This window comes from Dyella kyungheensis (assembly GCF_016905005.1).
Classification (GTDB): domain Bacteria; phylum Pseudomonadota; class Gammaproteobacteria; order Xanthomonadales; family Rhodanobacteraceae; genus Dyella; species Dyella kyungheensis.
In genome coordinates, this window is the sequence record NZ_JADIKC010000005.1 from 302,789 (window position 1) to 322,047 (window position 19,259).

Below are 19,259 nucleotides of genomic sequence, written 5' to 3' on the forward strand. Positions count from 1 at the left end.
TTCAATACACAGGGGTGGATTGGCCATGAAAAGATTTGTCGCTGCAGCCGCGTTGACGATGGCGCTGACGTGCCACGCCGAAAATGCCGTTCTCTATGGAGTTCTGGACGACGGCCTCACTTACACCACCAACCAATCGGGCCACAGCCAGGTCAAGCTCACCAATGGCGGTCTCGGCAGCAGCAAGTTCGGGCTGCTGGTCGATTTCAAGCTGGACAACGGCTATCGCGTGATCGGCCGTCTGGAAGGCGGCTTCGACATCAACACCGGCAAGCTCGCCAATGGCGGACGCGTGTTCGGGCGCCAGGCCTTTGCGGGAGTGGAATCGCCGTACGGCGTGGTAACGCTGGGGCGGCAGTACGATCTGGTGCTCGATTCGCTTATCGGTTTGTCGGGCGCCGGACGATTCGGTGGCGTGGCGGCGAGCCATGCGTCAGACCAGGACAACATGTGGGGAAGCTATTCGCTCACGGGTGTGATCAAGTACAACTCGCCGGTATTCGCCGGCTTCAAGTTTGCGGCACTGTACGGTCCCGCGGGCGGGGCGAGCGAGTCCACGGTGGGCAGCAAGCACTCGGTCAGCGTCAGCTATGCGAACGAGGCCCTGAGTTCGAGCGCGTTCTACTCCTATATCGGCAAGCCGGCGACGTCGCTATACGATGCGGGGGCGAGCCCCGTAGCGGGAGCAAGCTTCGTCAATCCGATCGCCAGCCCGATATTCCGCGGCTATGTTTCGGCGAAGGCGCTGGTGGAGACGGGTGCAGGCGTCAACTACCGCCGGGGCCAGGCACTGGTCGGGTTCACCTATACGTCGACCCGCTTCGAGGATGTGGTTCGCACGTCGTCGACACCGTTCTCGGGCACCGCCACGTTCAACAACTACGAGCTGCTCGCCACCTACAAGCTGACATCCGCGTGGCTGCTGGGCGCTTCGTACGATTACACCAAGGGCCAGACCGCGACCTATCAGCAATGGAATGCGGGCGCATGGTACAGCCTCTCCAAACAGGTTCTGCTTTATGCGCTGCTGTACCGCCAGCAGGCCACTGGCGTGGATTCGACGGGCCAGTTGGCGGTGGCGGCACTCCCCTATATGGGACCGTCGTCGACGGGTGAGCAGGCGGCCGCAAGAGTGGGCATGCGGGTGACGTTCTAGTCGCTGGTGGCGACCTTCACCACGGCACGGTTTCGCCCTGGTAGTCGAGGTACTGCAGGCCGCGGCGGCCGGCCTGCGAGGCCACCACGTCCACCACGCGCGGGATGCTGTCGCTGACGTCGAGTGGCGCGCCTGCGCCACCCATGTCCGTGCGCACCCAGCCGGGCGCGATCAGCAGCAGCGTGCGTGGGCTCGCGCTGTGGCGGGCCGCGTAGCTGCGCATCAGGGTGTTGAGCGCGGCCTTGCTGGCCCGATAGCCCTCCCAGCCGCCGCCGGTGTTGTCGCTGACGCTGCCCAGTTCCGACGACATGGCCACGATGGTGCCGCGTGGTGCCACCAGCGCGTCGAACGCCTCGATGATGCGGATGGGGCTGAGTGCGTTGGTCACCATCATGCGGGTGAAGGCGTCGGTATCGATCTCGGTCATCGACTTGTCCGGGTCGATGGCGACGCCGGCATTGACGAACAGCACGTCGAGCGTGCGGCCATCCAGTCGTTGACGCAGGGCGGCCACGTCGCTCGGTATATCGATGTCGAGTGGTTCGATCTCGAGCCGGCCGCCGGCCGCTGCCTTGAGGTCGTGCAGCTTGGTGCGTGCCGATCCGCGCACGGTGGCGATGACGTGCCAGCCGCGCTTGAGATATTCGGCGGCCAGGGCGAGACCCAGCCCACGCGAGGCGCCGACGATGAATGCGGTCTGCGGCTTCGTTGTCATAAGTGCCTCGCCATGGGACGTCAGGAAGAACGTTCGACCAGGCGGCGCAGCACGCTGTCCAGCGTGGTGGCGGCCTTGAGCGAACCGGACGGGCCGTGCTCGAAATCGATCCAGCCTTCGTTGAAGCCGTCAAGCATACGCATGCGTGGTTCGGGATGCTGCATACCCTGCGTGAGGAACAGCGGTTTCCAGGTGTCGCGTGGCACCGGTTCGGTGCGCACAGGGTGGCCAAGAACGGCAGCGAAACCGTTGGCGATGTCGATCGCCGAATAGCGCTGCGGCCCTTCCAGTTCGGTCACGCGCGTACCTTGCCACTGATCCTGCAGCGTCGCCACGATGGTGCGGGCGATATCGGCGGTCGCAACCATGGGAATCGGATGGTCCAGCGGCTGCAGGAAGCTGGGAATCACGCCCGTGCGGGCTGCGGCGACATCCCATGAGGCATTTTCCATGAACCATGCCGCCCGCACGAAGCCGGTGGGAACGGGCAGGTTGCGCAGGGCGGACTCGACCAGGCGGGAGTTGTTCAACAGCGAGAACTCTTCCACATGGGCGCCCACCGTGGACAGGAACACCAGTTTGCCCGGTCGCGCCGCTTCGACAGCGCGACTGACGGCAGCGATCACCTTCTGCACGGCGGGAAAGCCCGGCGCGGGATCGTAGTCGGGCGGAATCATCAGGAATACGCCCTCGGTGCCTTCGAAGGCAGTGGCCAGCGCATCCGCATCGTCGCTGCCGGCAATGGCGATCCCGCAGCCGCGCTCGATCCACGGCCCAGCCTTGGCCTCGTCGCGCAGCACCGCGCGCACGCGCTGGCCCGCAGCCAGCAACCCGTTTGCCACCTGGCCGCCTACCTGGCCCGTCACACCCATCACGGCATACATGTTCGGAAATCCTCGTGTTGGCGGCCATGCCGCGCTTGGGCGAGGATTCTGGGCGCCGGCCACTCATTTCGCGATAACATCAATGACAATGGATAAGTGACAAAAGAGCACGAATCGATGGCCTTCGACGAGCGCATCCTCAATGGCATGAGCGTGTTCACCGCCGTAGTGGACGGCGGCAGCTTCGCCGCGGCTGGCGAGATGCTGGACATGTCGCCGCCCGGCGTCAGTCGCGCCATCGCGCGGCTGGAGGCGCGGCTGGGCATCCGGTTGTTCGATCGCACCACGCGATCGGTGCGCCTGACCGACGAAGGGCGCCGCTTGCATGCGCAAGTGATGCCCTTGCTGGCGGGGCTGGAGGAGGCTGCGGCAGGTGCGGCGGAGGGGGCCACGAGGGTGCGTGGGCGCTTGCGTGTCCACCTGGATCCCCTGTTCTCGCGCCTGGTACTGGCGCCCCGCATCAGCGAATTCATGGATGCCCATCCGCAGTTGCAGGTGGAACTGGCCACGCGCGATCAACTGGGCGACATCGTGGCGGACGGCTTCGATCTGGCCGTGCGCTTTGGCGAGCCGCCCGATTCCAGCTTGGTGGCACGCAAGCTGCTGGAGACACGCATTGTGACCGTGGCCTCGCCGGCGTACCTGCGCCGGCATGGTCGACCCGAGCATCCGCAGGAACTGGAAGGCGACCGGCACGTCTGCATCGAGTTTCGCGATCCGGCGACCGGGCACACCTTTCCGTGGGAGTTCCATCGCAAACGCAAGCGAGTGACCGTCAGGACGTCCGGCCGGCTGGTGGTCAACGACGGGGGCACCATGCACAGCGCCTGCGTGGCCGGTTATGGGATTGCCCAGGTGATGGCGGTGGCGACCGCGCCGTTGCTGGCCAGCGGCAAGCTGGTGGAGCTGTTTCCCGACTGGCCGGACGAGCGCTTTCCGCTCTATGCGCTGTATCCCTCGCGCCATCATCCGTCGGCCAAGGTGCGAGCCTTTCTCGATTTTGTCGTGGCGCTCACGACGGCGGTCTAGCCGGCCTCACAGACGATAGAATGGCCAGCCCCGCTACCTGCTTGCCGATCTGATGACCGACGATTTCTCCGCCACGCCGCCGTCGTTCTCCGCTGAAGACGAGGGCTACATGCGCCGCGCGCTGCAGCTTGCCATGCATGCACGCGATGCGGAGAACGAAGTGCCGGTCGGCGCCGTGCTGGTGCAGGACGGGGAGATCATCGGGCTGGGCTGGAACCGCAACATCACGCTCAACGATCCGAGCGCGCATGCGGAAATCATGGCGCTGCGTGCTGCGGGCGAGAAGCTCTCCAACTACCGCATGCCGGGGGCGACGTTGTACGTCACGCTGGAGCCGTGCGCGATGTGCTCGATGGCCCTGGTGCACGCCCGCATTGGGCGTGTGGTGTATGGGGCCACCGATCCCAAGACCGGCGCGGCCGGGAGCGTGTTCGATACGCTGGTTTCAGATCGCCATAACCATCGGGTGACGGTCGAAGGCGGTTTGTTGGCCGATGAGGCATCGAGCATGCTGCGCGAGTTTTTCCGCGCCCGGCGCTGAAATCTCGCAGGCAATGTAGATACCTCACCGTCATTCCGGCGCAGGCCGGAATCCAGTAGCGAGCGCATTGGGTTGTCGCTGCAGGCCGACGGCATAAGCGCTTCGCGAAAATCTCGCACCGACGCCACTGGATTCCGGCCTGCGCCGGAATGACGGTGAGGGAAATCGAGGTTGGTCCGGAATGTCGTGCGCTTGCTGCGAATCAATGCGCAGCCTTGCGCCAGAAGACATTCAACTTTTCCAGCTTCTTCAGCGCTTGCATGGCTTCTTCCGACGCGTGATAGGCGGTGCGCTTGCCCCAGCCGCGAAACGGCTTGAGCAGGGTCTGCGTATCTTCCGCGACCAGGAAATCACGGATCAGCGTGCGACCTATCATGCGGTCGTGTGCAACGCCGAGGTGGCCCTGCAGGTCGGCGAGCTGTTTCATCCAGGCCGACGTGGCCTGCTTGGGAAACGCATGCTGATACAGCTCGATGCTGTAGCGCAGCTTCTTGGTGGCGCTGCGCAGGCGATGCAGTCGTTTCTGTCCGCCGTCGAGTTTGGCCGCGCGCTTCTTGAGCGTGCTCCAGCGTTGTTGGATCGCGGCGGCGGCCAACTTGCGGATGTGGTTGTCCGTCGGCGGCTCGACCGTTTGCACCCAGTGACGCCATGACTGCAACGACGCCGCGAGGTTGTGCTTCTTGAGTTCGACGACGGCCCGCTTGTGCGCTTCCTGCTGCCGTTCGGACAGCGCCTTGTGGGCGGCACCGACGCCGGCAGGCATGGCGCTTTCCTTGTCCAGGAAGGCGGGCAGGGTTTCTTGCGCCAGGATGTCCAGATCGCGCGATTGCCCGGTGGCCTCGCGGCACGACTTCAGATACGCAAGCACGTCACCCAGATCGTCATCGGACAGCGTGGCAAGGTCGTTCAGCGTGGCCGTCACGCGGCGCAGGTTGACCCGCCATGCATGCAGCAGCTTGGCGTCGTAGGGTTGTTCAAGCAGGCGCTTGCGCGCATCGAATGCCTTGGCGAAATAGCCGTCCAGCGTCGTGCAGATGCGCTCGAATTCCGATGGCTTCCTCGGCGCGTCCTTGCTGTGGACGGAAGAAGCGCGCGACGACGCGGCGCGATGTTGAAGCCTGGCATTCATGCAGTGATTCCAGACAACGGGGACGTCTACTCTGCATCAAATGGTGACAATGCGCGAGGGGCGACTCGCCGCGCCTTCATGACACGAAGGACAAGGCCTCGGCGCAGGATTGTTCGATCTTGAGACTGAGCAGCGGATCGGCGCGGGTCTTGCCCAGGTTCACGGCCGCGATCGGTTTGCCTTCGCGCGCCGCGGCAGCGGCGAACCGATAGCCCGAGAACACCATCAGCGACGAGCCGACGACCAGCATGGCGTCCGCCTCATTCAGCGAGGTGACGGCGGCGTCAACACGATGACGGGGCACGTTCTCGCCGAAGAACACCACGTCGGGCTTGAGGATGCCGCCGCAGGCCGGGCAAGGTGGCACATCGAAGCGCGAGAAGTCGCGGCCTTCCAGATCGGCGTCGCCATCCGGGGCGTCGCCTGCGTCGAGCAGGGCCCATGAGGGATTGCGTTCCACCAGCGCCTGCTGGAACGCGTTGCGCGGCAGGCGCGCGTCGCAGCCCATGCAGCGCACTTCATCCAGCCGCCCATGCAGGTCGATCACGTTGCGATGCCCCGCCGCCTGGTGCAGTCCATCGACGTTCTGGGTGAGCAACGTGGCGATGCGGCCCTGCTGTTCGAGCCGGGCCAGCGCGCGATGGGTGGCATTGGGTTGTGCGCGGCCGAAGCGGCGCCAACCCACCAGGCTGCGCGCCCAGTAACGCTGGCGCGTGGCCTTTTCGCCCATGAAAGCCTGGTACGTCACCGGTTGCGGGCGTTTCCAGCCGCCATTGGTGTCGCGGTAATCGGGAATGCCCGAGTCGGTGCTGCAGCCGGCGCCGGTCAACACGAACAGGCGTGGATGCGCTTCCACGAACTCACGCAGCCGTGCACGATCCCGCTCGACCTCGGCTGCCGTCGTGCCGATCGATGCGTCGATGGTCAACTCAGGCGACTGCACGAGCCTGCAACTCCTCGATGGCGGTGGCGATGCCGGCGGGATTTTCCACCTGCACCACGCGCGAGCTGTGATCGACGAAATCGGTCTCGGTCTCGTGGGCCCAGGTGACGTGATAGGGCATGTAGACGCCCCAGCCGCCCATTTCCACCACGGGCGCGATATCCGAGCGCAGCGAATTGCCGACCATGGCGAAGCCGGCGGGCGAGAGCTGGAATTCGTCCAGCACGGTGCGGTAGGCGCGCTCGTCTTTCTCCGAGACGATCTCGATGCGATGAAACAGGTCGGCCAGGCCGCTGCTGGCAACCTTCTGCTCCTGGTGGAACAGGTCGCCCTTGGTGATCAGCACGACGCGATGGTGCTGCGCCACCGCTTCCACCGCCGCGCGGATGCCGGGCAGCAGATCCACCGGATGCGCGAGTACGTGCTTGCCCAGTTCGATGATGCGATGCAGGTCGGTGGCGCTGATGCGTTGGCCGGTGATGTCGATGGCCGATTCGAGCATCGACAGCGTCATGCCTTTGGCGCCATAGCCGAACAGCTTGATATTGCGCCGCTCGGTAGCCAGCAGCCGGTCGTGCACGCGCACATCGGCGAGATCGATGTATTCGCCGATGATGCGTTCGAATTCAGCATGCGCCGACTGGTAATAGCCCTCGCTGTGCCACAGCGTGTCGTCGCCGTCGAAACCTACCAACTCGATCACTTGTTCACCCGTCTGCCGTACTGGCCGTGCCAGCTAGATGGGGGCATTTTCCCAGAAAACAGCGGGTATCGAGATTGGGACGAGCTGCGCCAAAGCGGCCGGCAGGCGCCGGCCGCTCCAGTCATGCGCGGCACTTACAGCTGGCTCATGCCGCCGTCGGTGATGATTTCGGTGCCGACGATGAAGGCCGATTCCGGCGCAGTGAGATGCAGCACGGTCGAGGCGATTTCGGCGGCCGTGCCGAAGCGACCCAGCGGCACCTGCGACTGGATCTGTGCCGCCGTGGCTTCCAGGCTGGCCTGGTCCAGGCCGAGCTTGCCGTAGAGCGGCGTTTCCACCGGGCCGGGGCTTACCACGTTCACGCGCGCGCCGCGCGGCAGCAGCTCGGCCGAGAGCGTCTTGGCCAGCGAAATCACCGCGGCCTTGCTGGCCGCGTAGGCCGATGAGGTCGGCATGCCGATATGGGCGTTGATCGAGCCGTTGATGACGATGGAGGCACCCTTGTTGAGCAGCGGCAGCAGGGCCTGGATCTGGAAGTAGGGGCCCTTCACGTTGACGTTGAAGGTCTGGTCCCACAGCGCCTCGTCGATGGCCTCGAACGGGGCGAGCTTGGCGACGCCGGCATTGAGGAAGATGCCGTCCAGACGGAGCCCCTTGGCGCCCAGCGCACTGGCCAGCTCCTTGGCGCCGGCGACGCTGCTGGCGTCGTTGCGAATGGCGATGGCCTGCGGGCCGATGGCGGCGCGTGCCTTTTCCAGGGCCGCTTCATCGCGGCCGGTGATGACGACCCGGGCGCCTTCGGCGGCGAAGGCCTGGGCAGTGGCCAGGCCGATGCCGCTGTTGCCGCCGGTGACGAGGATGGTCTTGTCGGTGAAACGGTTCATGGCGTGCTTCCTTGGGTGATGTGTGGTCGATGGAGTGATGGTGCGCGCCAGCGTCGGCGTTGCCGTGCCATGTTTTCGATGAACACGTTCGATCGCATCGAACGTTTTTTGGAAGTCCCTTGTTCGCGCCATGCCCACGTATGTGCACAAGAGATATGCGACGCGCCAACGTGCGATGCCGGCGATGTACGCGTGCTGTCAAAACATTGCGCACGCGATGGCGACATAGATGACCGTGCACTTTCCCTTTTGCGCCACGGTCACATTCCTGGGACCGTCTGTCGACATTTGCCTCCTTAGGGTTCGCACACCGCCCAGGGAGACCATCGATGAAACAACAACAAAAGAAAACGCGTCTTTGCACTCGTCTTGCACTCGTGACCCTCACCGCGCTCGGCAGCGCCCCCGCCTTTGCCGATCCTTCCCCCGCACTCGACCGTGTCAGCATCTGGCTGGGTGCGTTCTATTCCGATACGCAGACCCAGATCGGCGCCACCGGCCGCAGCGGCCTCATCGACGGCTACAGCGGCCACTTCAGTCTGGAGGACGACCTGGGTTTCCGGGAGCATAAGGCAGTGCCGCGTGCACGCCTGGATTTCCTGATCGGCGACCACCAGGGCTTTTCGTTCGATTTCTTCGGCATCGATCGCTCGCACGGCCGCTCGATCAGTCGCGACATCAGTTACGACGGCAACGACTTCCCCGCTTCCGCCCGTGTGGACGGCAAACTGAACTTCAACTTCGGCAGCGCGGCCTATCGCTGGTGGTTTGGGACCGGCAGCGACGTGTTCGGCCTCGGCATCGGTGCGGCGTACTACGGCGTGAAGGCCCGCGTCGAAGGGCAGGTCGACATCGACGGCTTCGGCGGCAGCGCCGTGGCCAGCACCCACGAAACGGCCTGGGCGCCGGTGTTGCAGCTCGGTTGGCGGCACGCGTTCTCGCACAACTTCCGCATCTACGCCGATGCGTACGGCGTGAAGAAGAACGGCGGCAATCTCGCTGGCCATATCTACAACGCAGCGCTCGGCCTGGAATGGTTCCCCATCGAGAACCTGGGCGTAGGCGCCGAATACAGCTACACGCGCATTCGCCTCGACCAGAACCATCCGTCCTACCAGGCGAACCTGGACATGAAGTTGCAGGGCCCCTCGTTGTTCGCCCGCTTGCGCTTCTAGAAACGTCACAGGCGACGTGGCGGCTGCGCTTTCATCGTTGAGCGCGGCCGCCATCGCGTGCGCTTGAGGCGATAGCGCTGGCTGCTTGCGCGTGGTGGGCATTTCGCCAGCAACCGCCACCGTGATTGACGGGCGACCATTCCGGCAACGGTCTGGGCTGGGCGAGATCGAAAGCGCGGAAATCCCCATCCGCGTAGACCACGCGCCCATCCATCACGGTCAGCTCGGACTCGATCTGGCGGATGTCCTCGTCGGGCACGCTGAAATAGTCCTGCGAGAGGATGGCGAAATCGGCGCACTGGCCGATGTCGAGCTGGCCCTTGCTGCCTTGCTCGCCGGAGAACCAGGTGTTGTCGCGCGTGTGCAACGCGAGCGCTTGCGCGCGATCCAGCCGGTGCTCGGGCGGATAGAGTGTGCTGCCGCCCAGCGTGCGGCCGGTGGTGAGCCAGTAAAGCGTCGTCCAGGGATCCATGCTGGCTGCAGTGGCACCGCCCGAGCCGACGCCCACATGCAGGCCGGCATCGAGCATGCGGCGGATCGGTGGCGTATGCGCGGCAACGTCCGCACCGTGGCGTTCGAGAAAATATTCGCCCTGGTAGGCCATGCGCGGTTGCACGTTGACGCCGCCGCCCAGGCGCGCCACCCGCTCGATGTTCCGCGCGCTGATCGTTTCGGCGCCATCGAAGAACCAGGGCAGGGCGCGCAAACCCATCGCCGCATCGACATGTTCGAAGGCATCCAGCGCCATATCGATGGTCTCGTCGTACACGGCATGCATGCGCCAGGGCCATCCGCGCGCCACCAGCCGGCTCACGATGTCTTCCAGTTCGACGGCCGTCTGGGCGGTGAACGCCGGCGGCGGCTGGCGGAAGTTGTCGTAATCCATGGCGGCATGCACCAGCACCTCGCCCGCGCCGTTGAAGCGGAAGAGTTCGTCGCCGTCGCCGTAGTGATTGATGGTGGACCAGTGCAGGAAGTCGCCGGTTTCCCCGCCCGGTGTTTGCGCGGCCAGGTGATAGGCCATCCGCACGGTGAGCAAATGATGATGGGCCAGTTCTTCGACCGCCTTGTAATCGTCCGGATAGCGCAGATGCGCAGCGCCGGCATCGATCACGCTGGTGATGCCCAGCCGATTCAGTTCGCGCATGGTCTGGCGCAGGCTGTTGACCTGGTATTCGTGCGGCAGCACCGGCGCATGGGCCAGCGTTTGATGGAACAGCTCCGGCGTGGGCGTGGCAACCAGCGAACCCATCGGCACGCCTTGATCGTCCCACTCGATATGGCCGCCCGGCGGATCGGGCGTCTGCCCGTCGTAGCCGCAAGCGGCCATGGCCGCCGCGTTGAGCAACGCGCGATCCTGCAGATGCTGCAGGTAGACCGGCGTGGAGGGCGCCACCCGGTTCAATTCCTCCACCGTCGGCAGTCGTTGCTCGGCGAACTGGTGTTCGCAGAAACCGCCCACCACGCGTATCCATTGCGGCGATGGCGTGCGCTGCACCTGGTCGGCCAGCAGCCGCAGCGCCTCGTCCAAGCTGGGCACGCTGTCCCAGCGCAGCTCCTGGTTGTAGTCCAGGCCGGTGGCGATCAGATGCTGGTTCGCGTCGATTAGCCCGGGAATGATGCGGCGCCTGCCCGCGTCGATCACCATCGTGGCGGGGCCGGCGAGCGATCGTATCTGGCCATTGGTGCCCACCGCGGCGATGCGCCGCCCGTTCACGGCCAGCGCCTGCACCTCGGGCCGCTGCGCGACGCCGGTGTGGATCTTCGCGTTGTGCACGATCAGCGTCGGGTACATGGCCATGGCCAATCAGCAACGGTGATCAGGTTGCGGGGGCGGGCGTCTATGCCACGTCAAGCAACGAGGTCATTCCGTGCGCGTTGCGAACGGGTAGATTGGCCAGGCGACAAGCGGCTGCCGGGCCATGTGCATATGCACAAAAGTCATTTCCGGCACCAGCGGCGATTGGACAGCATGTTTTCACTCGTTGGGAGGCGAGACCATGAACCGAGCCACGTCCGCAAGCACGGTGATCACCCCGCGTCGCGCATTCACCGCGATGGTGCTCGCCTGCGCGTGGCCGCTGTGCGGTCTCGCCGATACCTATGACGTCTACAGCAACTGGCCCACCCATGTGTCTGCATCCGACGGCACCGACTTTGGCCTGGCCGTGCTCTATCAGTACGACGTCAACCAGTTCTCCAACGATGCCGGCAAGTTCGAGGACGCCAATACCAACCGGCGCCGTTATTTCGGGTTCTATCTGCGCAAGCCAGGCGTGTACGACGCCATCGCGCAGTACGACTTCCAGGCCAACCAGTGGGCCGATGCGTTCGTGCGTTTTCGCAGCGGCGGCGTGATCGGCGAGGACGTGGGCAACTTCCGCTTCGGCTACTCGAAGACCCCGGTGGGTTTCGAAGGCGTCACCAGTTCGTCCGCCACCACCTTCATCGAAACCGCGTTGCCCACGCAGGCGATCTGGGAAGGGCGCCGGGCAGGCGTTGACTGGGCATTCGTGCGGCCGCATTTCATCGTCAACATCGGCGACTATTTCTGGCGCAAGGATTTCGACGGCAACAACCCGGGACGCACGTGGGCTGGACGCGCGGCGTGGATGCCGCGGAACAAGCCTGGCGACGTGCTGCATCTTGGCGTGTCCGCGTCGCGGGAGAAACTTGATTGGGCCGACGACGGTTCGGTGCCGCCTGCAGCGCGTCTGCGCGCCCGTCCGGAAGCCGGGCTCTCGCCGGTGCGCCTGGTGGATACGGGCAATCTTCCCTACAGCAAGAGCGTGCAACGCCAGGGCTTCGAAGCGCTATGGATACGCGGGCCGTGGTCGTTGCAGGGCGAGTACCTGCAGGCGCAGGTGGATCGCACCAACGGCAAGCCCAACGTGGACGTGAACGGCTTCTACGTGTTCACCACCTGGACGCTTACTGGCGAGTCGCGTTTCTACAGCGACGGCAACGTGGCCGACCGCCGCTACAACGGCCGCGACCTGCAGGCCGTGCGCCCCACGCATGCCTGGGGCGCGGTGGAACTGGCGCTACGCTACAGCGAGCTGGACCTCAACGACGGCGCCATCACCGGCGGCAAGGAACACGACTGGACATTGGGTGCCAACTGGTACATCGGCGAGCATGTGAAGTTCCAGACCAACTACGTATGGGCTTTCAGTGATCGCGGCAATCTGCAGGTGAACCCGCGGATTTTCGAGGTGCGGGCGCAGCTCTATTTCTAGCTGCCCGTTCAATCCTTGTGCGAACACTTCTTGTCGTGATTCCGGCGCACACCGGAATCCAGTGGCGACAGCGTGCGGTCTTCGCACGCCGCCAACGCAGGCTGTCTTGAGGCAATGACCTTTACCGAGGCGCCTGGATTCCGGCCTGCGCCGGAATGACGAGTTGGCTGACCGGGGTGGGTTTGAAGCCCACCCCGAATAGCTCAGGCGCCCGTCGCGGAGCTTCAGCGCAGTCCCACGGTATCCCGTGTCGCCTCGAAGATCTTCTGCGTGTCGTAGCCCACGCCGTTCTTGAACACGTACGGCATCTGTTCGATGTCGGCGGTGCGCTTGGCCGGGTCGCCGTCGATCACCACCAGGTCGGCGCGCTTGCCCACGGCCAGCGTGCCGACGTCGGCATCGCGGCCCAGATACTTCGCGCCGTTGGAGGTAGCCACCTTGACTGCCTGCTCGAAGCCGAAGCCGGCTTCCACCAGCAGTTCCACTTCGCGCTTGGACGAGTAGCCCGGCACCACGCCGCCGTAGCCGGTGGGATCGGTGCCGGCGAGCAGCAGGCCGCCGGCATCGGCGTACTGTTTTTCCATGCGGGCGAGCTTGAGGTAGGTCTCCGTGGTCATCCTCGCCTTGCTGTCCTGCACCTTGTTCCAGGTCGCTTCGTACTGCGCGCGCACTTCGGGCAGCATCAGGTCGAGCGCGCCCTGCGGCGCCTTGGGCCGGTTCGGCACGAAGGTTTCGAACACCGTGAGCGTGGAGGTGAGCGCCACTTTGTGGTTGATCATGTCGCGCATCAGCAGCTTCACGTCGGCCGACTTCGGATCGACAGCGGCCAGCGAATCGTTGACGCCGGGACTCCTGGGGCACTCGTCCGGCTGCTTGTCCTTGACGAAATCGCTGGAGACGAAGAAGCCGTGCTCCAGGTTGTCGATGCCCATGTCCACCGCTTCGCGATAGGTCACCGAACACAGATGCGCCGTGACCTTGGCCTTGCGCTCGTGCGCGGTGTCGATCACGCGCTTCAGCTCGTCGCGGGTGATCTGCATATAGGCCTTGTACGAGGTGACGCCTTCGTCGGCCCAGTAGTTGACCGTGCGCTCGGCATCGTCGGGGCCGCCCAGCACGTGCACGGCGGGAATGGGCAGGCCGGGGCCGTTGAGGTAGGGGCCGGTCACGTCCATGTCGGGGCCGATCACGGTGCCCTTGGCGATGGCGTCGCGCACGTTGATGTCGGCGTACGGCATCATCGAACCGGCCGTGCGCAGCGTGGTGGTGCCGCCGGCGAGGTACAGGCGGGGGAAGCTGTAGCTCATCTCGTTGTATTCGACGCCGCCGGCCGGATAGAACATGTGCTCGTGCACCATCACGAAGCCGGGCATCAGGGTCTTGCCCTTCGCGTCGATGACCTTCGCATCCGCAGGCACCTTCACCTTGCTGCTCTTGCCCAGCGCCACGATGCGGCCCTTGTCGATCACCAGCGTCTGGTCGCGTGCGGCCTTGGCGCCGGTGCCGTCGATCACGGTGGCGTGGGTGAAGGCGATCAGCGGTTGATCGTAGGCGATGAAATCCTTATCGGTGGCCGGCTTGCTGTCGGCCGCCCAGGCACCGGCGGTGGACAGCAAGCCCGCAAGGGCGACGGTGAAAAGCGAACGCGGCAAGACCATGGTGTTCCCCCTGTCAAAGTGGGGAGCATCGTAGCAAGCCGCGTTGGCGTTGGATCAACCCGCCTCGAGCAGTGCCACCGTGCCCTGGCCGCCGTCCGCGCAGATGCTGACGATGGCGAGCGTACCCGCCGGCTGCGCGGCCAGCTCCTTCACGGCCTGGCTGAGGATGCGTGCGCCGGTGGCGCCGAACGGATGGCCGAGGGCGAGGCTGCCGCCGTTGGGGTTCACCCGCTCGCGCGGGAAGGGTCCGAAGTCGCGGTCGACGCCCGCCTTGCGGGTGAGGAACTCGCGGCTTTCCAGCGCGGCGATATGGAACAGCACCTGCGCCGCGAATGCCTCGTGGATCTCCCACAGGCCGATGTCGTCGTAGCGCAGGTTGTGTCGCGCGAGCAGCTTGGGAATGGCGAACGCGGGCGCCATCAGCAGGCCTTCCACGCGGAAGTCGACGGCAGCGATTTCCCAGTCCACCAGCTTGACGCGCGGCACATGGGCGGGTATCCGGTCGAGGCCTTTCTCGCTCGCTACCCACAGGCCGGCAGCGCCGTCCGTGAGTGGCGACGAATTGCCTGCCGTCAGGGTGCCTTGCCCGGTGGTGCGGTCGAACGCGGGCGAGAGCTTGGCGAGTTTTTCCAGCGTGGTATCGGCGCGCGGGATGCTGTCGCGGCGGAAGTCGCCGATGGGGATCACCAGGTCGTCGAAGAAGCCGCTGTTCCAGCCCGCCAACGCGTGCTGGTGGCTGTCCAGTGCCCAGGCGTCCTCGTCCTCGCGGCGCACGTGCCAGTCCTTGGCGGTGATCTCGGTGTGTTCGCCCATGCTCAGGCCCGAGGTGCGGTTGACGATGCCGGGAATGTACAGCCGCACGTCGCCGGCTTTCAGCGTGAGCGCGTGCGACACCTTCTCACCGACCGAGCGCGCTTTCTGGAACTGGCGGATCCAGTCGGAGAGGCTTTGCGGAAGCCCCAGCTGGACCCGGCTCAGACTGTCCACGCCGCCGACCAGGGCCAGCTGCAGGCTGTCGTTGTCGAGCATGCCGGCCGCTTCGATCATGCCGATCATGCTGGTCGAGCAGGCCATGATGGTGGAGAAGGCGGGAATGGTCGCCGGTGCGCCGGCATCCATCAGTACTTCGCGGGCGATGTTGCTCCAGGTGAGGTTCGGCACCACGGCGCCCCAGGCGGCGAAGTCCGGCCGCTTGCCCTCGGGCAGGCTGGCCAGCATGTGCTGCACCACCGGCACCGACAGCGCGATGGCGTCCTGCGAGGCCAATGCACCGTCGACCTTGGAGAACGGCGTGCGTACACCGGAGGCCAGCCAAACGGGTTGGCTATAACGTGACTTCAGAGGCATGGGCGTGTCCTGACGGCGAGGTGGGAGATCAGGCGAACAGGTTCCAGACCGCGCCTTCCGGCGCGCCACGATCCAGCTTGTCCGGCAGCGGGTCGGTGGACGCGACGAACTGGAGCGACACGGAATTGATGCAGTAGCGCTGGTGCGTCGGCGGCGGACCGTCGTCGAACACATGGCCCTGATGGCTGCCGCAGCGGACGCAGCGGATCTCGGTGCGCACCATGCCGTAGCTGCTGTCCCGCACGTAGGCCAGGTGCTTCTCGTCGAACGGGGTGGTGAAGCTGGGCCAGCCGGTGCGGCTGTCGAACTTGTTGCCGGCAAGGAACAGCGGCAGCCCGCACAGGCGGCAGCAATACACGCCCGCGCGTTTCTCGGACAGCAGCACGCCGCAGAACGGCGATTCGGTCCCGTGATCGAGCAGCACCTGGCGCTCGTCGGCGGTCAGGCCGGCCGCGAGCGTATCGAACTGCAAAGGCGTGGGAGGGGACAGGTCGAAGGTGGGACGATTGCTCACTGCTTGCTCTCCTCGGCGAACCATCTCAAGAGCGGAGGCCCGGGTCCCCACAAGATCGGGGCGCAGGCGCACGGCTCAAGGGGTTTGCCGTCCGCGTTCGCGTGCTTCCTCCTCCTGCACGGTCAGCACGGCCTCGGGACTGGCTTCCAGTCGCGCCTTGGGAATGGGGTCGCCGCTTTCGTCCGACAGGCCGTAGCTGCCCTCGTCGATCTTCTGCAGGGCCCGTTCGATGTCGGCTACGCGGTGTTCGTCCACGTCGTGCTGCGCCTGGCGCACTTCCTCCTGGGCCAGGTCCTGGGCGGAATCCTCGAATTCCTCCGCTTCGTCGCCGTGTTCTTCGGTGAAGGCGCGCTTGCGCGCATTGACGTTCAACTCGCCCCCGAGCACCTGCTTGCGCAAGTCCTCCAGGCGCTTGCGTTGCTGCGCGATGAACTCGGGACTGAGGTGCGACTGCTCGGCGGCCATGGTGGCGATTCCCTGGATGGATCAGCGCCTAGCTATCGCACAGGAATCGTTGGTGGACGGTGAAAAAGACCCGCGCCGGTCCGTGGGTCCGGACCGGCGCGGCGTGCTTACCAGCGATAGGCCACCTTGCCGTAGACATAGGCGCCGTTGAAGCCGAACGGCGAGAACACCGAATAGGGCATGGTGCCGTTGTTGTCGTTGGCGTGGATGACCTTGTCGGGATAGGTGTTGAGCACGTTGTCGCCGCCGACGGTGAAGGTCCAGCGGTCGAGGTTGTAGTTCACCGCCAGATCCAGGATCCACTTGGCGCCGAAGGTCTGGTCCAGCGTGGCCGTGGTGGAGTTGTACGAGACGAAGCTGCCGTAGCGCGTCAGCGTGCCGTTGAAGCTCCAGCGGCTGAGGTTGTACACCTCGTTGAGGATCAGCTTGCTGCGCGGCGTGGTATCGGCCAGCAGGCCGAACTGGTCGCGGCGGTCGATGCGCTTCAGGTTCACCCCGAGCTGGTCGAGCACGGCCGGGTTGGCCTTGATGTCGGTGACCTTGTTCTTGTTGTAGTTGTAGCTGAGCGTGCTCTGCAGCGAGCCGGCGGAACCGAAGTCGCTGAGGTAGCTGGCCACCAGGTCCACGCCGCGCGTGCGGGTGTCCACCGCATTGGTGAAATAGGCGATGCCGCTGTAGTTGAGATTGGCCACGCCATTGGCCGCCAGGTACGCCTGCACCGCGGGCGAGGTGGTGGCCAGGTTGCTGGACAGGGTGATGCGGTTGTCGATGGTGATCTGGTAGACGTCCAGGCTCAGGTTCAACGCATCGAGCGGATTCCACACCGCGCCCAGTGTGTAGTTGCGCGACTTCTCCGGCTCCAGCGGCTGCGCGCCCAGCAGGGTGCCGATGGCGCTGTTCACCGGCACCAGGCCGGTGTTGTAGATGCCCGGCGGCAGCTGCAGCGAATTGCCCGCGCCGTAGTACAGCGACGAGGTGTACGAGTAGTGCTGCTGCGCCAGCGACGGTGCGCGGAAGCCGGTGGAGGCGCTGCCGCGCAGGGCGAAGCGGTCGGTGAAGTCGAAGCGGCCGGCCAGCGCGCCCGAAGTGGTGTTGCCGAAGTCGCTGTAATCCTCATGGCGCAACGACGCCGAAGCGCCGAAGCGATCGGTCAGGTTCGATTCCAGGCTCACGTATTCGGCCACGTCGTGGCGGCTGTACGAGCCCGCATCGGTGGGCTGGTAACCGCCGAAGCCCTGCGCACCGCCGGAGACGCCCGAGGTGCCGGTGTACCAGGAGGTCAGGTCGCCGGCGTCGATCTGGTAGGTCTGCCGCAGGTATTCCGCGCCGAAGGCCAGGGTCACCGGGTTGGGCAGGAAGCTGGTCGAAAGTTCCTTGGCGATATCCACGTCGAACGACTGTTGCGCGGCATTGAGGATGCCGTCGTGGAACTCGGTGGGGCTATAGCCGAAGTCGTGCAGGAAGGCGCGGTTCACGCTGTCCTCGGTGGCATACGACACGCGGTTGCCGCCGTAGTTGCCGCTCACGTCCCAGCGCCAGCCGCCTTCGGTCTTGCCGCGGATGCCGAGCACCAGCGAACGGTCGGTGGAGTCGGCGTGTTCCAGCGGCAGGTAGCCGTTCGGATACAGCGACGGCACCGAGTTGCTGCTGACATTGCTGCGGAAGAATGCGGGCGAGGTGGTGTTGCGTTCGCTGTAATGGCCGAAGGCGTAGAGCTGCACGTTCGGCGTGAGATCGAACTGCGAATTCAGGAACAGGTTGTGATCCTGCACCGCCGGATCGCCATAGCGCTGGGTGGTGCCCTGCGCCGGAAGCGTGCGGTTGGGTTCGGCGCGGTTGGTGTAATCCTGGTTGCCGTCCTGCAGGGTGAAGCGGATCCAGCCCTTGTCGCTAAGCGGAATGCCGAAGTTGGCCGAACCCTGCCACTGGCGTCCGTCGCCCGCGGAATACTGGCCCCCGGTGAGGTCGACTTCGCCGCCTTGCGCGCCTTTCTTCAGCACGACGTTGATCACGCCGGCGATCGCATCTGAACCGTATTGGGCGGACGCACCATCGCGCAGCACTTCGATATGGTCCACCGCGCCGAGCGGAATGGTGTTGAGATCCACCGCCTGCGAACCGCGGCCGAGCACGCCGTTGGTGAGCAGGATCGCGCCGGGATGCCAGCGCTTGCCGTCCACCAGCACCAACACCTGGTCCGGCGACAGGCCGCGCAATTGCGCGGGGCGCTGCGAGTCGGCGGTGTCGGCGGCGGAGGGGCGCGGGAAGGTGAGCGACGGAATGATGCGCGCGAGTGCGGTGGTGAGTTCGGTGGTGCCGGTTTGCTTGAGCGTCTGCGCGGAGACCACGTCGATCGGCGTGAGCGAGCTGCTTTCGGTGCGGTTGTCGGCACGCGTGCCGGTGACGATCACGGTGCCGAGTTTCTTGGCGTTGTCGGCGGAGGGCGGGGGCGGGGGCGGGGTGGCGTCCTGTGCGGAGGCCTGGGAGAGGATCGAAAGAAGAGCAACGGCAAGGAGGCTTGGCGCGGCCTTGAGGCCGACGGAATTCTTATTCATTAGTGTGGGTTCCCCAGTCTAAAAAAATGCAGTGACGCAGTGCAGCAATCGCAGGCTAGCGGCGTTGGTCAGCGCGAGTCAACAGCGGTATAGACGTCCAAACATGTCCAATGAAATTTGGTTGTCAGCTCATAACATGACGGCATGAGCATGCCTTCCCGATGCCGGGTCGTCACGTGACAGAAGTGACAGGGAGAAAACGCCAAGCCCGGCACAATCTTCAGGCAATCCTTGTTATCCGGGTTTTCTTAGTCGCTGATTTAAAAGGATTTCACGTGGCATTGATGCTTGCCTGAACGACCCTATATTGAGCGGAGCGCCG

At 65.1% G+C, this 19,259-nt stretch carries 17 protein-coding genes; 5 read left to right on the forward strand and 12 right to left on the reverse strand.

The features are described from left to right. Positions 1-25: 25 nt before the first annotated feature. Positions 26-1,156 (forward strand): porin, encoded by a 1,131-nt coding sequence (locus ISP20_RS12745; protein WP_204636466.1) that lies wholly within the window; start codon positions 26-28, stop codon positions 1,154-1,156. A 16-nt stretch (positions 1,157-1,172) separates the two neighbouring features. Here the strand turns inward: ISP20_RS12745 and ISP20_RS12750 are convergent, their stop codons facing one another. Further along, positions 1,173-1,871, reverse strand: coding sequence for an SDR family NAD(P)-dependent oxidoreductase (locus ISP20_RS12750; protein ID WP_204636467.1), 699 nt, complete (start codon positions 1,869-1,871; stop codon positions 1,173-1,175). Positions 1,872-1,891: 20 nt separating this feature from the next. Next, complete coding sequence (locus tag ISP20_RS12755) at positions 1,892-2,755, reverse strand: NmrA family NAD(P)-binding protein (RefSeq protein ID WP_204636468.1); 864 nt, start codon at positions 2,753-2,755, stop codon at positions 1,892-1,894. Positions 2,756-2,851: 96 nt separating this feature from the next. On the opposite strand from ISP20_RS12755, the gene ISP20_RS12760 reads away from it, so the two are divergent. Together ISP20_RS12760 and tadA are read left to right on the forward strand one after the other, a co-directional pair. Beyond that, positions 2,852-3,784 carry a LysR family transcriptional regulator gene (locus ISP20_RS12760; RefSeq protein ID WP_338030996.1) on the forward strand — a complete coding sequence of 311 codons (933 nt, stop codon included), beginning with the start codon at positions 2,852-2,854 and terminating at the stop codon, positions 3,782-3,784. Between the two features lie 52 nt (positions 3,785-3,836). After that, positions 3,837-4,325: a tRNA adenosine(34) deaminase TadA gene (gene tadA, locus ISP20_RS12765; protein WP_204636469.1), complete on the forward strand. Its 489-nt coding sequence runs from the start codon at positions 3,837-3,839 to the stop codon at positions 4,323-4,325. 202 nt (positions 4,326-4,527) lie between these two features. On the opposite strand, the gene ISP20_RS12770 is transcribed toward tadA, so the two are convergent. The 4 genes from ISP20_RS12770 to ISP20_RS12785 form a co-directional block, all read right to left on the reverse strand. Continuing rightward, complete coding sequence (locus ISP20_RS12770; protein ID WP_204636470.1) at positions 4,528-5,454, reverse strand: CHAD domain-containing protein; 927 nt, start codon at positions 5,452-5,454, stop codon at positions 4,528-4,530. A gap of 76 nt (positions 5,455-5,530) precedes the next feature. Then, positions 5,531-6,364 carry an NAD-dependent protein deacetylase gene (locus ISP20_RS12775; RefSeq protein WP_204636636.1) on the reverse strand — a complete coding sequence of 278 codons (834 nt, stop codon included), beginning with the start codon at positions 6,362-6,364 and terminating at the stop codon, positions 5,531-5,533. A gap of 19 nt (positions 6,365-6,383) precedes the next feature. After that, a complete protein-coding gene (locus ISP20_RS12780; RefSeq protein WP_204636471.1) occupies positions 6,384-7,100 on the reverse strand; it encodes an HAD family hydrolase in 717 nt (238 codons plus the stop codon). Between the two features lie 134 nt (positions 7,101-7,234). Then, entirely contained in the window at positions 7,235-7,984 is a 750-nt protein-coding gene (locus tag ISP20_RS12785) for an SDR family oxidoreductase (RefSeq protein ID WP_204636472.1), read from the reverse strand. Positions 7,985-8,313: 329 nt separating this feature from the next. Between ISP20_RS12785 and ISP20_RS12790 the strand changes: the two genes are divergently transcribed. Next, positions 8,314-9,159 (forward strand): hypothetical protein, encoded by an 846-nt coding sequence (locus ISP20_RS12790; protein ID WP_204636473.1) that lies wholly within the window; start codon positions 8,314-8,316, stop codon positions 9,157-9,159. 31 nt (positions 9,160-9,190) lie between these two features. Here ISP20_RS12790 and ISP20_RS12795 read toward each other — a convergent pair whose 3' ends face one another. Beyond that, on the reverse strand, positions 9,191-10,960 hold the full coding sequence (locus ISP20_RS12795) for an amidohydrolase (RefSeq protein ID WP_204636474.1): 1,770 nt from the start codon (positions 10,958-10,960) through the stop codon (positions 9,191-9,193). 199 nt (positions 10,961-11,159) lie between these two features. Here ISP20_RS12795 and ISP20_RS12800 point away from each other — a divergent pair, with 199 nt between their 5' ends. Then, a complete protein-coding gene (locus ISP20_RS12800) occupies positions 11,160-12,398 on the forward strand; it encodes an OprO/OprP family phosphate-selective porin (RefSeq protein WP_204636475.1) in 1,239 nt (412 codons plus the stop codon). 224 nt (positions 12,399-12,622) lie between these two features. On the opposite strand, the gene ISP20_RS12805 is transcribed toward ISP20_RS12800, so the two are convergent. The 5 genes from ISP20_RS12805 to ISP20_RS12825 form a co-directional block, all read right to left on the reverse strand. Then, complete coding sequence (locus ISP20_RS12805) at positions 12,623-14,056, reverse strand: amidohydrolase family protein (RefSeq protein WP_204636476.1); 1,434 nt, start codon at positions 14,054-14,056, stop codon at positions 12,623-12,625. 54 nt (positions 14,057-14,110) lie between these two features. Next, positions 14,111-15,403 carry a thiolase family protein gene (locus ISP20_RS12810; protein WP_204636477.1) on the reverse strand — a complete coding sequence of 431 codons (1,293 nt, stop codon included), beginning with the start codon at positions 15,401-15,403 and terminating at the stop codon, positions 14,111-14,113. 28 nt (positions 15,404-15,431) lie between these two features. Further along, positions 15,432-15,917: a peptide-methionine (R)-S-oxide reductase MsrB gene (msrB, locus tag ISP20_RS12815; protein ID WP_338030997.1), complete on the reverse strand. Its 486-nt coding sequence runs from the start codon at positions 15,915-15,917 to the stop codon at positions 15,432-15,434. 75 nt (positions 15,918-15,992) lie between these two features. Further along, complete coding sequence (locus tag ISP20_RS12820) at positions 15,993-16,382, reverse strand: TraR/DksA family transcriptional regulator (protein ID WP_204636479.1); 390 nt, start codon at positions 16,380-16,382, stop codon at positions 15,993-15,995. A gap of 107 nt (positions 16,383-16,489) precedes the next feature. Continuing rightward, positions 16,490-18,937: a TonB-dependent receptor plug domain-containing protein gene (locus ISP20_RS12825; protein ID WP_204636480.1), complete on the reverse strand. Its 2,448-nt coding sequence runs from the start codon at positions 18,935-18,937 to the stop codon at positions 16,490-16,492. Positions 18,938-19,259 lie beyond the last annotated feature (322 nt).

What these genes read in the sequence shown, in the direction of transcription:
- ISP20_RS12745 (WP_204636466.1), top strand. Translation starts at nt 26, where the DNA reads ATGAAAAGATTTGTCGCTGCAGCCGCGTTGACGATGGCGCTGACGTGC.
- ISP20_RS12750 (WP_204636467.1), bottom strand. Translation starts at nt 1,871, where the DNA reads ATGACAACGAAGCCGCAGACCGCATTCATCGTCGGCGCCTCGCGTGGG.
- ISP20_RS12755 (WP_204636468.1), bottom strand. Translation starts at nt 2,755, where the DNA reads ATGTATGCCGTGATGGGTGTGACGGGCCAGGTAGGCGGCCAGGTGGCA.
- tadA (WP_204636469.1), top strand. Translation starts at nt 3,837, where the DNA reads ATGACCGACGATTTCTCCGCCACGCCGCCGTCGTTCTCCGCTGAAGAC.
- ISP20_RS12770 (WP_204636470.1), bottom strand. Translation starts at nt 5,454, where the DNA reads ATGAATGCCAGGCTTCAACATCGCGCCGCGTCGTCGCGCGCTTCTTCC.
- ISP20_RS12785 (WP_204636472.1), bottom strand. Translation starts at nt 7,984, where the DNA reads ATGAACCGTTTCACCGACAAGACCATCCTCGTCACCGGCGGCAACAGC.
- ISP20_RS12790 (WP_204636473.1), top strand. Translation starts at nt 8,314, where the DNA reads ATGAAACAACAACAAAAGAAAACGCGTCTTTGCACTCGTCTTGCACTC.
- ISP20_RS12795 (WP_204636474.1), bottom strand. Translation starts at nt 10,960, where the DNA reads ATGGCCATGTACCCGACGCTGATCGTGCACAACGCGAAGATCCACACC.
- ISP20_RS12800 (WP_204636475.1), top strand. Translation starts at nt 11,160, where the DNA reads ATGAACCGAGCCACGTCCGCAAGCACGGTGATCACCCCGCGTCGCGCA.
- ISP20_RS12805 (WP_204636476.1), bottom strand. Translation starts at nt 14,056, where the DNA reads ATGGTCTTGCCGCGTTCGCTTTTCACCGTCGCCCTTGCGGGCTTGCTG.
- ISP20_RS12810 (WP_204636477.1), bottom strand. Translation starts at nt 15,403, where the DNA reads ATGCCTCTGAAGTCACGTTATAGCCAACCCGTTTGGCTGGCCTCCGGT.
- ISP20_RS12820 (WP_204636479.1), bottom strand. Translation starts at nt 16,382, where the DNA reads ATGGCCGCCGAGCAGTCGCACCTCAGTCCCGAGTTCATCGCGCAGCAA.
- ISP20_RS12825 (WP_204636480.1), bottom strand. Translation starts at nt 18,937, where the DNA reads ATGAATAAGAATTCCGTCGGCCTCAAGGCCGCGCCAAGCCTCCTTGCC.